Below are 14,358 nucleotides of genomic sequence, written 5' to 3'. Positions count from 1 at the left end.
CATGGCCGAATTCACTCTGCCCAAGAACAGCAAGATCAGCGGCAAGGGCATGAAGCACGCCGCCCCCGCCGATGCGAAGCGCGTCAAGAAGTTCGAGGTCTATCGCTACGACCCCGACAAGGGTGAGAACCCGCGCTACGACACGTTCGAGGTCGATCTCGACAATTGCGGGCCGATGGTGCTCGACGCGCTGATCAAGATGAAGGGCGAGCAGGACTCGTCGCTCACCTTCCGCCGCTCGTGCCGCGAGGGCATCTGTGGATCGTGCTCGATGAATATCGACGGCAAGAACGGCCTCGCCTGCACCACCGCGATCGAGGATGTGAAGGGCACCGTGCGGATCACGCCGCTGCCGCACATGGAGGTCATCAAGGACCTGGTCCCCGACTTCACCCATTTCTACGCGCAATATTCGTCGATCAAGCCGTGGCTGCAGACGGTCACGCCCCCGCCCTCGGGCAAGGAGCGGCTCCAGTCGCCGGCGGATCGTGAGAAGCTCGACGGGCTGTACGAGTGCATCCTGTGCGCCTGCTGCTCGACCTCGTGCCCCAGCTATTGGTGGAATTCGGACAAGTTCCTGGGCCCGGCGATCCTGCTTCAGGCCTATCGCTGGCTGGCCGACAGCCGCGACGAGATGACCGGCGACCGGCTCGACGAGCTGGAGGATCCGTTTCGCCTGTATCGCTGCCACACGATCATGAACTGCGCGAACGCCTGCCCCAAGGGGCTGTCGCCTGCCAAGGCGATCGCGGAGATCAAGAAGATGGAAGCCGAGCGGATCGTTTGATCCGGTAGAGGTGACCGAAAATTTCCGTTCGTGCTGAGCCTGTCGAAGCACGTGTTCCGGGCGTCTCGCCAGTGGCACGTCCTTCGACAGGCTCAGGACGAACGGGGGTATCAATGGCGGATAGCCTGTTCACCTACGACGATGATCCCGCGCTGCCCGGGTGGAAGCGTTGGCAGTTGCGTGACGACACGCGCTTCAACGCGTTCCTCGGCCCGCTCCACGTCCGTATCGAGGACGGTGCTGCGCGGGTGCGGATGCTGCCCGAGCATCAGCATTCGAACATGCGCGAGAACGTGCATGGCGGCGCGCTGCTCGGCTTCATGGATGTGGCGCTGTTCGCGGCGGCGCGCGGGCTCGGTGTTCTGTCGGCGGGCGGGGCGGTGACGCTCGACCTGTCGGCGCAGTTCATCGGCGGGGGGCGGATCGGCGAGCCGCTGGAGGCGCGGATCGAATTGCTGCGCGAGACAAGCCGGATGCTGTTCCTGCGCGGGCTGATCGTCCAGGACGATACGCCGGTCATTGCGAGCTTCACGGGCACGCTGCGCAAGTCGACCCCGCCGCCGTCGCTTCGGTCATGACCGTCGTCGCCGCCTATGACGCGCTGATCGCCGCGGGCGAGCTTCGCCCCGATGCCGAGCAGGCGGCGGCGGCGGTACGGCTGGGCGTGCTGGCGCGTGAGCTGCAGCAGCCGCGGCGGAGCGGGCTGTTGCGGCGCAAGATCGTCCCGGCGCGCGGCGTCTATCTGTGGGGTGATGTCGGCCGGGGCAAGTCGATGCTGATGGATCTGTTCTTCGCGCAGGTTTCGATCGCGGCGAAGCGGCGGGTGCATTTCGCCGAATTCATGCTCGAAGTGCATGCCCGGCTGGCCGAGGAGCGCCGGCGCGAGGCGGGCGATCCCGTCAGCGCGGTGGCGGCGACGATCGCGAGCGAACTGCGGCTGCTTGCCTTCGACGAGATGATGGTGACGAACAGTCCCGATGCGATGATCCTGTCGCGGCTGTTCACCGCGCTGATGGCGGCGGGCGTGACCATCGTCGCGACGTCGAACCGGCCGCCGCGCGACCTGTACAAGAACGGGCTCAATCGCGAGCATTTCCTGCCCTTCATCGCGCTGATCGAAGAGGAGATGGACGTTCTGGCGCTCAACGGCCCGGTCGATTATCGCCGCGATCGGCTGGGTCAGCAGGACACGTGGCTGGTGCCGAACGGGCCGGAAGCGACCATGGCGTTGTCCGCCGCCTTTTATCGCCTGACCGACCATCCACCCGAAGATCGCGAGCATGTGCCGAGCGAGGATCTGGTCGTGCAGGGACGCACGCTCCACGTGCCGCGCGCCTTCAAGGGCGTCGCGGTGTTCAGCTTCAAGCGATTGTGCGGCGAGGCGCGGGGGAGTGCCGACTATCTGGCGATCGCGCGCCGTTATCACACCGTCATCCTGGTCGGCATTCCCGTGCTCGGCCCGGCGCAGCGCAACGAGGCGGCGCGGTTCGTGTCGCTGATCGATGCGCTGTACGAGTATAAGGTGAAGCTGCTCGCCGCCGCCGATGCGGAGCCGGACATGCTGTATCCGAAGGGGGACGGACGCTTCGAATTTCAGCGGACCGTCAGCCGGTTGGAGGAAATGCGGTCGGACGATTACCTGGCGCAGGGGCATGGCGTCGATGCGTGAAGCCGGGCAATCGTTTACGCCGCGTCAACCATGGTTGCGCCATGGTTGAGTCCATGAACGATATGTCGGGCCGTTTTCTCGCCGATGCGCTGGCCGTGGCGCCGCCGCAGGCGCCAGCGATGCTGCCGGCGGACCTTGCGATCGTCGTGCCGGCGTTCAACGAGGTCGCCAACATCGATATCCTCGTCGCCGCGATCGACCGCGCGCTCGAGGGCGTCCGATGGGAAGTCGTGATCGTCGACGACAATTCGCCCGACGGCACCGCGGCGCACGTTCGTGAGGTCGCCCGCCGCGATCCGCGCGTGCGACTGCTGCACCGTTACGGCCGCCGCGGCCTCTCGTCGGCCTGCGTCGAGGGGATTCAGGCCACGACGGCGCCCGTGGTGGCGGTGATGGACGCCGACATGCAGCATGACGAGCGCATCCTGGCGGCAATGTTCGCGCGGATCGGGCAGGGCGACGTCGATCTCGTCGTCGGCAGTCGCTATGTCGAGGGCGGCGGCATCGGCGACTGGAGCAAGGGGCGCGCGGCGATGAGCCGGCTGGCGACCCGCCTGGCGACGCGGCTGACGCGGACGCCGATCAGCGACCCGATGAGCGGCTTTTTCATGCTGCGTCGCGACGCCTTCCTGGCGGCGCTGCCGGGGCTGTCGAGCGTGGGCTTCAAGATCCTGCTCGACATCGCCGCCAGTTCGCCGAAGCCGCTGCGCGTGGCCGAGGTGCCCTATACCTTCCGCCTGCGCCAGCATGGCGAGAGCAAGCTCGATGCGCTGGTACTGTGGGATTACCTGCAGCTGCTGATCGACAAGATGATCGGGCATCTGGTGCCCGTCCGCTTCGTCAGCTTTGCGATGGTTGGCATGGTCGGCGTCGCGGTTCACTTCGCGGTGCTGACGACGCTCTACAAGGCGTTCGGCACCAGCTTTTCGAAGAGCCAGGTGGTGGCGACGCTGGTGGCGACGTCGAGCAACTTCTTCCTCAACAACGTGCTCACCTATCGCGACCAGCGGCTGAAGGGCTTCGACCTGTTGACCGGATGGATCAGCTTCAACATCGTATGCGTCATCGGCGCGCTGGCCAATGTCGGCGTTGCCCGCTGGCTGTTCGTCCACCAGTCATACTGGGTGCTGTCGGCACTGGCCGGCGTCGCGGTGACGACGGTGTGGAATTACGCGATGTCGGCAGTCTTCACGTGGCGTCGGCGTCGTCGGATAAAGCGTTAACGTCTTATCGCTGATGCGAACCATTATCGTTAAGGCCCGGTTTTCGTGACGATTGGAGGTTGTGCCATCGGTCGAACCCGCCTATGCGGCTGAACCCATCAGACCCTTAGGAGGATTGGATGGCTCGCAAGAAGATCGCGCTGATCGGCGCCGGTAATATCGGTGGCACGCTCGCGCATCTCGCCGCACTCAAGGGGCTGGGCGACGTCGTCCTGTTCGACGTCGCCGAGGGCGTGCCGCAGGGCAAGGCGCTCGATCTGTCCCAGTGCGGCCCGGTCGAAGGCTTCGACGCCACCATCACCGGGTCGAACGACTATAAGGACATCGCCGGCGCCGACGTGATTATCGTCACCGCCGGTGTTGCGCGCAAGCCGGGCATGAGCCGCGACGACTTGCTCGGCATCAACCTGAAGGTGATGAAGGCAGTCGGCGAGGGCATCCGCGACAACGCGCCCGACGCCTTCGTCATCTGCATCACCAACCCGCTCGACGCGATGGTGTGGGCGCTGCGCGAATTCTCCGGCCTGCCGCACAACAAGGTCGTCGGCATGGCGGGCGTGCTCGATTCGGCGCGCTTCAGCCATTTCCTGGCCGACGAGTTCAAGGTGTCGGTGAAGGACGTCAACACCTTCGTCCTCGGCGGACATGGCGACACGATGGTGCCGGTGCTCGAATATTCGACCGTCAGCGGCATCCCGGTCAGCGACCTGATCGAGATGGGCTTTTCCACCAAGGAGAAGGTCGACGAGATTGTGAAGCGCACCCGCGGCGGCGGTGGCGAGATCGTCGCGCTGCTGAAGACCGGCTCGGCCTATTATGCGCCCGCCACCAGCGGCATCGCAATGGCCGAGGCGTATCTGTACGACCAGAAGCGCGTGCTGCCGTGCGCCGCGTATCTGCAGGGCGAATATGGCGTCGATGACCTTTATGTCGGCGTGCCGGTGGTGATCGGTGCGGGCGGCGTCGAGAAGATCGTCGAGGTCAAGCTGTCGGACGAGGCCAAGGCGAACCTTCAGGTGTCGGTGGACGCGGTGAAGGAGCTGCTGGTGGCGTGCAAGGGGATCGACGAAACGTTGAAGTGATGACCACCCCGGCGAAGGCCGGGGTCCAGAAGGAAGCGCGTTCGCGATGATGACGTCCGGCTATGTCTACATCATGGCGAGCGGACGGAATGGGACGATCTATCTGGGCGTGACCAGCAATCTGGCGAAGCGCGTCTGGGAGCATCGGAACGGCGTCGTTGGCGGGTTTACGAAGAAATACGGCTGCAAGTCCCTGGTCTGGTACGAGGCACATGGCAGCATCAAGTCAGCGCGGCAGCGCGAGCTGCAGATGAAGGAGTGGAAGCGGGCCTGGAAGTTGCGGGAGATCGAAGGGCTGAACCCGGATTGGGAAGACCTGTACGATCGTATCGCGCTGCCATGACTGTCTTCCCAACTGGGCCCCGGCCGTCGCCGGGGAACAAGGAGATGAAATGAGCATCCTCGTCGACCGGAATACCAAGGTCATCACCCAGGGCATGACCGGCGAGACCGGCAGCTTCCACACCAAGGCGGCGCTGGAGTACGGCACGCAGATGGTCGGCGGCGTCACGCCCGGCAAGGGCGGCACCACCCACCTCGACCTGCCGGTGTACGACACCGTCGCCGAGGCGGTGAGCAAGACCGGCGCCAATGCCAGCGTGATCTATGTCCCGCCGCCCTTCGCCGCGGATTCGATTCTCGAGGCGATCGACGCTGAGGTGCCGCTGATCGTTGCGATCACCGAGGGCATTCCGGTGCTCGACATGGTTCGCGTCAAGCGCGCGCTGTCGGGCAGCAAGTCGCGGCTGATCGGCCCGAACTGCCCGGGCGTGCTGACGCCGGGCGAGTGCAAGATCGGCATCATGCCGGGCAGCATCTTCAAGAAGGGCTCGGTCGGTGTCGTCTCGCGCTCGGGTACGCTGACCTATGAAGCGGTGTTCCAGACGTCGAATGCCGGGCTTGGCCAGACGACCGCGGTCGGCATCGGCGGCGATCCCGTCAACGGCACCAATTTCATCGACGTGCTCGAGCTGTTCCTGGCCGACGATGCCACCGAGAGCATCATCATGATCGGCGAGATCGGCGGCTCGGCCGAAGAGGAAGCCGCTCAGTTCCTGCGCGACGAGGCGAAGAAGGGTCGCAGGAAGCCGATGGCCGGCTTCATCGCGGGCCGCACGGCGCCTCCTGGCCGCCGTATGGGCCACGCCGGCGCGATCGTGTCGGGCGGCCAGGGCGGCGCCGAGGACAAGATCGCGGCGATGGAAGCCGCCGGCATCAAGGTGGCGGCGAGCCCGTCGGAGCTGGGTTCGACCCTGCTCGAGGTGCTGAAGGGTTGATGGCACATCTTCTCCCCTTGTGGGAGAAGGATACGAAGCCTTGGCAGCTCGCTGCCTAGGCGTAGTTGGATGAGGGGTATGCGAGCCGCAGGCTCGCTCCGTGCCGTGCACGGCCACCCCCTCACCCAGCTCCGACTAAGGCCCTGCGGGCCTAAGTCTACGCAACCCTCTCCCACAAGGGGAGAGGGAGGGAGTCGATATGGGCTACGAAGGCCAGGATTTCAGCGATATCGCGGCGGGCGTCAGCCCGGCGTTCGTCGAAACGCTCTACGAGCGCTACCGTCAATCGCCGTCGAGCGTCGAGCCGGGCTGGCAGTCGTTCTTCGAGGGGCTGGAGGGTTCGATGTCGGGCCCGAGCTGGGCGCGCGCCGCCTGGCCGCTGTCGACCACCGACGACCTGACCGCCGCGCTCGATCCGACGCAGATGGAGCCGGCGCCCAAGCCGCAGAAGGGCAAGCCTGCCGCCGCTCCCGCCGCCGCCGCGCCCTCGGACGCGGAAGTCGCCCGCGCCGCCAGCGATGCCATTCGCGCGCAGCTGCTGATCCGCACCTATCGCGTTCGCGGTCACCTGGCCGCCGACATCGACCCGCTGGGCCGCATGTCGCGCGAGCTGCCAGCTGATCTGAAGACCGAATATTACGGCTTTTCCGATGCCGACATCGACCGCCCGGTGTTCCTGGGCGGCACGATGGGCATGGAATGGGCGACGATCCGCCAGCTCGTCGACACGCTGCGCAAAAACTACTGCGGCAAGGTCGGCCTGGAATATATGCACATCGCCGATGTCGAGGAGCGCCGCTTCCTCCAGGAGCGGATGGAGGGCCAGGACAAGGCGATCGAGTTCACCCCGCTCGGCAAGAAGGCGATCCTGAACAAGGTGATCGAGGCCGAGCAGTGGGAGAAGTTCCTCGGCCGCAAGTACGTCGGCACGAAGCGCTTCGGCCTGGACGGCGGCGAAAGCATGATCCCGGCACTGGAAAGCGTGATCAAGTACGGCGGCCAGATGGGCGTCAACGAGATCGTGTTCGGGATGGCCCACCGCGGCCGCCTGAACGTGCTCGCCAACGTCATGGGCAAGCCGCTGCGCGTGATCTTCCACGAGTTCGCGGGCGGCAGCGCCAATCCCGACGAGATCGGCGGATCGGGCGACGTGAAGTACCACCTCGGCACCTCGTCGGACCGTGAGTTCGATGGGCACAAGGTCCATATGTCGCTGGTCGCCAACCCCAGCCACCTCGAGGCGGTCGATCCCGTCGTGCTCGGCAAGACGCGCGCGATCCAGACGCTGGCGGGCGATCTCGACGACCACAGCCGCTCGCTGCCCGTGCTGATCCATGGCGACGCGGCCTTCGCGGGGCAGGGTATCGTGTGGGAATGCCTCGGCTTTTCGGGTATCCGTGGCTACAACACCGGCGGTTGCGTCCACTTCATCATCAACAACCAGGTCGGCTTCACCACCAGCCCGCAGTTCGCGCGCTCGTCGCCCTATCCGTCGGACGTCGCCAAGGGCGTCCAGGCGCCGGTCTTCCACGTCAACGGCGACGATCCCGAGGCGGTGACCTTCGCGACGAAGATGGCGATGGAATTCCGCCAGACCTTCCACCGCGACATCGTGATCGACATGTGGTGTTATCGCCGCTTTGGTCACAACGAGGGTGACGAGCCGAGCTTCACCCAGCCGCTGATGTACCAGGTCATCAAGGGCCATCCGGCGGTCAGCGACGTCTATGCCAAGCGGCTGAAAGACGAGGGCGTGATCGACCAGCAGTGGCTGGAAGAGAACGTCAAGCAGTACACGACGCTGCTGGAAGGCGAGTTCGAGGCGGGGGCGAGCTACAAGCCGAACCGCGCCGACTGGTTCGCCGGGCGCTGGTCGGGGCTGCATGCGCCAGTCGATGGCGAGGATTCGCGCCGAACCGCGGATACCGGGCTCAGCCCCAAGCTGTTCGATTCGCTCGGCCGGACGCTGACGACGGTTCCCGACGGGCTGGCAATCCACAAGACGCTGGCGCGCGTGCTCGATGCCAAGCGCGAGATGTTCGCGAGCGGCAAGGGCTTCGACTGGGCGACTGGCGAGGCGCTGGCGTTCGGGTCTCTGCTGTCGGAAGGCTATGGCGTGCGACTGTCGGGCCAGGATTCGGGCCGCGGGACGTTCAGCCAGCGGCATGCGGTATGGGTCGATCAAACCGATGAGCATAAATATGTGCCGCTGTCGACGGTCGAGCATGGCGCGTTCGAGGTGCTCGACAGTCCGCTCAGCGAATATGGCGTGCTCGGTTTCGAGTATGGCTATGCGCTGGCCGATCCCAAGACGCTGGTGCTGTGGGAGGCGCAGTTCGGTGACTTCGTCAACGGCGCGCAGATCATGATCGACCAGTTCATCGCGTCGGGCGAGGCCAAGTGGCTGCGCGCCAACGGGCTGGTGATGCTGTTGCCGCATGGATACGAAGGCCAGGGGCCGGAGCATTCGTCGGCACGGCCCGAGCGTTTCCTGCAGCTGTGCGCGGGCGACAATATGCAGGTCGCCAACTGCACGACGCCGGCGAACTATTTTCACCTGCTGCGCCGCCAGATGCATCGCGGCTTCCGCAAGCCGCTGGTGGTGTTCACGCCCAAGTCGTTGCTGCGCCACAAGATGGCGGTGTCGACCGCGGCGGAATTCCACGGCGACAGCCACTTCCGCCGCCTGTTGTCGGATACCAACGGCGCGCCCGACGAGGCGACGAAGCGGCTGGTGCTGTGCACGGGCAAGGTCGCCTACGACCTGATCGAGGCGCGCGATGCGGCGGGTGATACCGAGACGCAGATCGTCCGCGTCGAGCAGCTCTATCCCTTCCCGGTCGAGGCGCTGGCGAAGCGCATGGCGCGCATGCCCAAGCTCGAAGAGGTGATCTGGGCGCAGGAAGAGCCGAAGAACCAGGGCTATTGGACCTTCGTCGAACCCTTCGTCGAGGCCGCGATGATCGATGCCGGCACGTCGCCGAAGCGGCCGCGCTTCGCGGGTCGCGCGGCGTCGGCCAGCCCGGCGACGGGCCTGATGAAGCGGCATACGCTGGAGCAGGCGGCGCTCGTCGCCGATGCGCTCGGCCACTCGGTACGCGGCGAAGTGCGGCGGGTGAAGGGTAAGTAAAAGCGGGTCCCGGCCGGTTGGCCGGGATGGTGGATGGTGTAATTGCACCCCGGACGAAATGCCGGGGCGGAGAAGCGGAAATGGCGACCGAAGTCCTTGTGCCCACGCTGGGCGAATCGATCACTGAGGCGACGCTCGGCGAGTGGCTGAAGCAGCCCGGCGACGCCGTGGCGGCGGACGAGCCGATCGCGAGCCTGGAGACCGACAAGGTATCGGTTGAAGTGCCGAGCCCGGTCGCGGGCGTGATGGGCGCGCATGCGGTGTCGGTCGGCGATACCGTGCAGGTCGGCGCGATGATCGCGACGGTCGATGCCGGTGGTGCCGCGGCGCCGAAGCAGGAAGAGGCGCCGCAGCCGGCGGTGACGCGTGACGCGGCCCCCGCTACTGCGCCGGCAGAGCAGGGGTCGGGTGAGGCGCCCGCCGCGCTCAGCCCGTCGGTGCGCCGCGCGGTGCTGGAGCACGGCGTCGATCCCTCGACGATCAAGGGCACGGGTCGCGACGGTCGCATCACGAAGGAGGACGTCGCCACCGCAGCCTCTGCGAAGCCGGCCGCCGCGCCCGCCGCTGCACCCGCGCCGGCTCCGGCGCCTGCCCAGGGTGGTGGTCGCAAGGAAGAGCGCGTGCGCATGACGCGCCTGCGCCAGACGATCGCCAAGCGCCTGAAGGAGGCGCAGAATACCGCCGCCATGCTGACGACGTTCAACGACGTCGACATGACCGCGGTGATCGAGGCGCGCGCCAAGTACAAGGATCTGTTCGAGAAGAAGCACGGCGTCCGCCTGGGCTTTATGGGCTTCTTCGTGAAGGCCGCGACGATGGCGCTGAAGGACATCCCGTCGGTCAACGCCTCGATCGAGGGCGAAGACATCGTCTATCACGACTACGCCGACATCTCGGTCGCGGTATCGTCGCCGGGCGGCCTGGTCGTGCCGGTGATCCGCGATGCCGACCAGATGAGCGTCGCCCAGGTCGAGAAGACGATCGGCGATTTCGGCAAGCGCGCCAAGGACGGCACGCTGAAGATGGACGAGATGAAGGGCGGCACCTTCACCATCTCCAACGGCGGCGTGTTCGGATCGCTGATGTCGACCCCGATCATCAACCCGCCGCAGTCGGCGGTGCTGGGCCTTCACCGCATCGAGGACCGCCCGGTCGTCGTCAACGGCCAGGTCGTGGTCCGCCCGATGATGTATCTGGCGCTGTCGTACGATCACCGCCTGATCGACGGCCGCGAGGCGGTGACCTTCCTCGTCGCGCTAAAGAACGCGATCGAGGACCCGACGCGGATCCTGATCGACCTTTAACCTTGTGAGGCCTGTTCTCCGGCGGAGGCCGGGGCCCTTTGGGAAGGCCAATGTAAAAAGGCGCGGCGATCACCATATGCCGCTCCGGAACTGGGCCCCGGCCTCCGCCGGGGAACGGAGATGAAGATGGCAGACCAGACCTACGACTATGACGTCCTCGTGATCGGCGCCGGCCCCGGCGGCTATGTCGCCGCGATCCGGGCGGCGCAGCTAGGGCTGAAGACCGCCTGCGCCGAGAGCCGCGAGACGCTGGGCGGGACCTGCCTCAACGTCGGGTGCATTCCGTCGAAGGCGCTGCTCCACGCGTCGGAGATCTACGAGGAAGCGAGCCACGGCGCGCTGGCGAAGTTCGGCATCAAGTTCGACAATGTCGCGCTCGACCTCGACCAGATGCACGCCGAAAAGGCGAAGGCGGTCAAGGAGCTGACCGGCGGCATCGAATTCCTGTTCAAGAAGAACAAGGTGACGTGGTTGAAGGGCCGCGCTGCCTTCAAGGACGCGCACAGCGTCGACGTCGGCGGCGAGACGGTCACCGCCAAGAATATCGTCATCGCGACCGGATCGTCGGTGACGCCGCTGCCGGGTGTTGAGATCGACCAGCAGGTGGTGATCGATTCGACCGGCGCGCTGGCGCTGCCCAAGGTGCCCGAGCATCTGGTGGTGATCGGCGGCGGTGTGATCGGGCTCGAACTCGGCAGCGTGTGGCGCCGCCTGGGGGCGAAGGTGACGGTGGTCGAGTATCTCGACCAGATCCTGCCGGGCTTCGATGGCGAGGTGCGCAAGGAATCCGCCAAGCTGTTCAAGAAGCAGGGCATGGAGATCAAGACCTCGACCAAGGTGACCGGCGTCACCGTCGAGGGCGGCCGGGCTACGGTGTCGGTGGAGCCGTCGGCAGGCGGCGCGGCCGAGACGCTAGACGCCGATGCAGTGCTGGTCGCGATCGGGCGCAAGCCCAACATCGACGGGCTCAACCTTGAAGTGGCAGGCGTCAAGCTCACCGAGCGCGGGCAGGTTGGCATCGATCACGACTTCCGCACCAACGTCGACGGCATCTGGGCGATCGGTGACGTCGCGCCGGGGCTGATGCTGGCGCATAAGGCCGAGGACGAGGGCGTCGCGGTCGCGGAGAATATCGCGGGCCAGACCGGCATCGTGAACCACGACGTGATCCCCTCGGTCGTCTACACCATGCCCGAGATCGCGGGCGTCGGCCTGTCGGAAGAGGCGGCCAAGGAGCGCGGCGCGATCAAGGTCGGCAAGTTCCCGATGATGGCCAATAGCCGGGCCAAGACGAACCGCGACACCGATGGCTTCGTCAAGGTGATCGCCGATGCCGAGACCGATCGCGTGCTGGGCGTGTGGATCGTCGCGAGCCTGGCGGGGACGATGATCGCCGAGGCGGCGGTGGCGATGGAGTTTGGGGCTACCAGCGAAGACATCGCCTACACGTGCCATGCGCATCCGACACATGCCGAGGCGATGAAGGAAGCCGCGATGGCGGTGACGGGGAAGCCGATCCACATCTGATCGCGCGTCGCTGCAGCAATGCTGCAGCGCGCATCGGCGATCAGATCGGCCGGCGCGGCTTAGGCCGCGTCCGACGTCATGGGATTCACTCCCATGACGTCCGTGGAGGGGCACGTGACCTCTGTGGAGTGCCGGATCAGCGACCCAGCGCCATCCGCTCTTCCTCGCGCGAGAAGGCGGAATGCCTCCCTCGCGAGTCCTCCGGCACGGCGGTGACGACATAGGCGACCCCCGTTCCGGCCCGGCGATCGATCCACAGGCCGGACTTCAATCCGTAGGCATCGCCGGCGTGGCCGACATGCTGATGGCCGTCGCCAAACAGATCGTCGCGGCAGCCGCTGCGGGATGTCGGCAGCGTCTGCATCGCGAGACCGTAGCGGCAGAAGAAACCGCCGCCCGGCCCCTCCGCGGTGGCGCCGTTGCTGCCGTCATAGATCCAGACAACCCGCTCAAGCTCGTCGATCGATCCCGCCGACAGGAAGCCATCCCCCTTACGAAGCAGCATCTGCCCGATCCGCGCGAGCCCTCGTGTCGAAATGCGAAGGCCGCCCTGTGGCGAGAAGAGCGCGCCATTGTCGCCGGGCCGGTAGAGCGAAAGATCGCAGCCGCTGGGCGCGATTACGGGGCAGGGCGGTGGGCGGCCGTGAAGGTCGTCGGTCGCGACGGCGCCATTGGCGCGATAGAGCACGACTGCCTCGGCGATCGCCCCGTTGCTGCACGTCGCCCAGCCATAACAGGCGTCGATTCCGAGCGGCGCGATGACCAGACGCTGCATGGCGCGGTCGAAGCGCTCGCCGGTCACGCGCTCGATCACCGAAGCGACGACGGGGAAGTTGAGATTGGTGTAGCGGAAGAAGCTGCCCGGCCGGTGCTCGGCATCCCACGCCCGGGAATCGGCGACGCGGGCGCGCAGCGTGTCGCCGAGCGGAATCAGATAGTCGGCGCCGTCGGTCAGGCTCGATCGATGGCTCAGCAACAGCCGCAGCGTGATCGGGGTGTCGGGAAAGCCGGGATTGCGCAAGCGCCAGCCGAGATAGGCCGAGACGTCGCGGTCGAGATCGAGCCGGCGCGCCTCGACCAGGCGCATCACGCCGAGCGCGACGACCAGCTTGGAGATGCTGGCGACCCGCACATCGCTATCGGCCGTCACGCGGCGGCCGGTGGCGCGGTCGGCGAGGCCATGGGCGCGGATATGGGTGACGGAGTCGGTGCTGAAGGCGATGCGGACCGCGGCCGGGCGGGTCGCGCAACCGGCGAGCGCGAGGGAACAGGCGAGGAGCGCGGCGGCTTTACCCGGCATGGATCGTCACGCCCTCGAGCAGGAATGGCTGCACCTGACCCGCGTCACCATGCCCGGCATGGCGCGGGATCGTGGCTGGCCGATTGTGTCGGATCATTGCTTCCAACGCGTCCTCCTCGACAATGTGGCGGGCCAATGCTGGTACGCGGTGGTGAGTGGCCGCCCCGCCTATGCCCATGCCGATGCGGCGATGCTCGCCCGTGCGGTAGCGCTTGGCAAGGCGGTGATCGCGGGCGGCGGGGATCTGGCGGCGCTTAACCGGCGCTCGCTGGCGTGGCGTGGAAAGGGAACGACATCATGAAGCGATGGCTGGCACTGGCGGGCGCGATGCTGGCGGGGCCTGTCGGTGCGGAAACGCGCGAGGACGAACAGCTGTGGATCAACCTGACCGCCATGGGATCGGTCAAGGGCGACCTGATCTATTTCGCCGAGGTGCAGCCGCGGTTCGGCGACGGTGTCTCGCGGCTCGACATGCTGTTGCTGCGTCCCGCGATCGGGTGGCGGATCAGCCCGCGGGTGTCGATCTATCAGGGCTTCGCCCGGGTAATCTCGCCGGTCGATGGCGGACGCGATCGTGCGGAGAGCCGGCCGTTCCAGCAGCTGACATGGACGCTGCCGCCGTCGCGGCGTGGCGAGGTGCAGCTGCGTAGCCGGCTGGAAGAGCGTTGGCGCAACGATGGTGACGGCGTGGGGGTTCGCATGCGCCAGATGGTTCGCGGAGAATATGCGCTGGCGGCGTCGGGGCAGGGCGTCCGTGCGCTGGCGCATGCCGAGCTGTTCGTCGGCTTCAACGAGACGGATTGGGGCGCACGCAAGGGTTTCGACCAGTTGCGCAGCTTCGTGGGGGCGGAGGTGCCGGTCGGCGGCAAGTCGACGGTCGAGGCGGGGTATCTGAACCAGGTGATCGACCAGGGGGCGGTGACGCGGGTCAATCATGTGGCGTCGTTGAGCCTGTTCGTCCGGCACTGAGGGCGGCGGCCCGCCCCATCCGTCGTTCCGCATCTGTCGACGTCACGCACGGTCGCATGAGATGCTGAAACGAGTTCAGTACGACGGCTG

Annotated in this window: 13 protein-coding genes; 12 read left to right on the top strand and 1 reads right to left on the bottom strand. The window is 66.4% G+C overall.

Annotation, left to right across the window (positions count from 1 at the left end):
• The first annotated feature begins 1 nt into the window (after window position 1).
• The 10 genes from GGQ80_RS14485 to lpdA all read left to right on the top strand — a co-directional run bounded on the left by GGQ80_RS14485 (window position 2) and on the right by lpdA (window position 11,999).
• Window positions 2–787 (top strand): succinate dehydrogenase iron-sulfur subunit, encoded by a 786-nt coding sequence (locus GGQ80_RS14485; RefSeq protein WP_183986103.1) that lies wholly within the window; start codon window positions 2–4, stop codon window positions 785–787.
• A 113-nt stretch (window positions 788–900) separates the two neighbouring features.
• On the top strand, window positions 901–1,365 hold the full coding sequence (locus GGQ80_RS14480) for a PaaI family thioesterase (protein WP_183986101.1): 465 nt from the start codon (window positions 901–903) through the stop codon (window positions 1,363–1,365).
• On the top strand, window positions 1,362–2,456 hold the full coding sequence (gene zapE / locus GGQ80_RS14475) for a cell division protein ZapE (RefSeq protein ID WP_183986099.1): 1,095 nt from the start codon (window positions 1,362–1,364) through the stop codon (window positions 2,454–2,456). The genes GGQ80_RS14480 and zapE overlap by 4 nt, the downstream gene beginning before the upstream one ends.
• 53 nt (window positions 2,457–2,509) lie before the next feature.
• Complete coding sequence (locus tag GGQ80_RS14470) at window positions 2,510–3,679, top strand: glycosyltransferase family 2 protein (protein WP_343051065.1); 1,170 nt, start codon at window positions 2,510–2,512, stop codon at window positions 3,677–3,679.
• 119 nt (window positions 3,680–3,798) lie between these two features.
• The gene (mdh, locus tag GGQ80_RS14465) at window positions 3,799–4,761 is read left to right on the top strand and encodes a malate dehydrogenase (protein WP_183986097.1); all 963 of its coding nucleotides are present in this window, start codon (window positions 3,799–3,801) and stop codon (window positions 4,759–4,761) included.
• Window positions 4,762–4,807: 46 nt separating this feature from the next.
• A complete protein-coding gene (locus GGQ80_RS14460) occupies window positions 4,808–5,104 on the top strand; it encodes a GIY-YIG nuclease family protein (RefSeq protein WP_183986095.1) in 297 nt (98 codons plus the stop codon).
• 49 nt (window positions 5,105–5,153) lie between these two features.
• The gene (gene sucD / locus GGQ80_RS14455) at window positions 5,154–6,038 is read left to right on the top strand and encodes a succinate--CoA ligase subunit alpha (RefSeq protein ID WP_183986093.1); all 885 of its coding nucleotides are present in this window, start codon (window positions 5,154–5,156) and stop codon (window positions 6,036–6,038) included.
• Between the two features lie 199 nt (window positions 6,039–6,237).
• Window positions 6,238–9,168, top strand: coding sequence for a 2-oxoglutarate dehydrogenase E1 component (locus GGQ80_RS14450; protein ID WP_183986091.1), 2,931 nt, complete (start codon window positions 6,238–6,240; stop codon window positions 9,166–9,168).
• Between the two features lie 80 nt (window positions 9,169–9,248).
• Entirely contained in the window at window positions 9,249–10,472 is a 1,224-nt protein-coding gene (gene odhB / locus GGQ80_RS14445; RefSeq protein WP_183986089.1) for a 2-oxoglutarate dehydrogenase complex dihydrolipoyllysine-residue succinyltransferase, read from the top strand.
• A 126-nt stretch (window positions 10,473–10,598) separates the two neighbouring features.
• The gene (lpdA, locus tag GGQ80_RS14440; protein WP_183986087.1) at window positions 10,599–11,999 is read left to right on the top strand and encodes a dihydrolipoyl dehydrogenase; all 1,401 of its coding nucleotides are present in this window, start codon (window positions 10,599–10,601) and stop codon (window positions 11,997–11,999) included.
• Window positions 12,000–12,135: 136 nt separating this feature from the next.
• Here lpdA and GGQ80_RS14435 read toward each other — a convergent pair whose 3' ends face one another.
• Window positions 12,136–13,299 carry a serine hydrolase domain-containing protein gene (locus GGQ80_RS14435; RefSeq protein WP_183986085.1) on the bottom strand — a complete coding sequence of 388 codons (1,164 nt, stop codon included), beginning with the start codon at window positions 13,297–13,299 and terminating at the stop codon, window positions 12,136–12,138.
• Here GGQ80_RS14435 and GGQ80_RS14430 point away from each other — a divergent pair.
• Both GGQ80_RS14430 and GGQ80_RS14425 read left to right on the top strand, forming a co-directional pair.
• Complete coding sequence (locus tag GGQ80_RS14430) at window positions 13,298–13,600, top strand: GCN5-related N-acetyltransferase (protein WP_183986083.1); 303 nt, start codon at window positions 13,298–13,300, stop codon at window positions 13,598–13,600. The two genes, GGQ80_RS14435 and GGQ80_RS14430, sit on opposite strands and share 2 nt — an antisense overlap.
• Window positions 13,597–14,268, top strand: coding sequence for a DUF2490 domain-containing protein (locus GGQ80_RS14425; RefSeq protein ID WP_183986081.1), 672 nt, complete (start codon window positions 13,597–13,599; stop codon window positions 14,266–14,268). The genes GGQ80_RS14430 and GGQ80_RS14425 overlap by 4 nt, the downstream gene beginning before the upstream one ends.
• Window positions 14,269–14,358 lie beyond the last annotated feature (90 nt).

The organism is Sphingomonas jinjuensis (assembly GCF_014197105.1).
GTDB lineage: Bacteria > Pseudomonadota > Alphaproteobacteria > Sphingomonadales > Sphingomonadaceae > Sphingomonas > Sphingomonas jinjuensis.
Note: the sequence above shows the minus strand (reverse complement) of the source record. Positions and strands in the feature narration are given on the sequence as shown.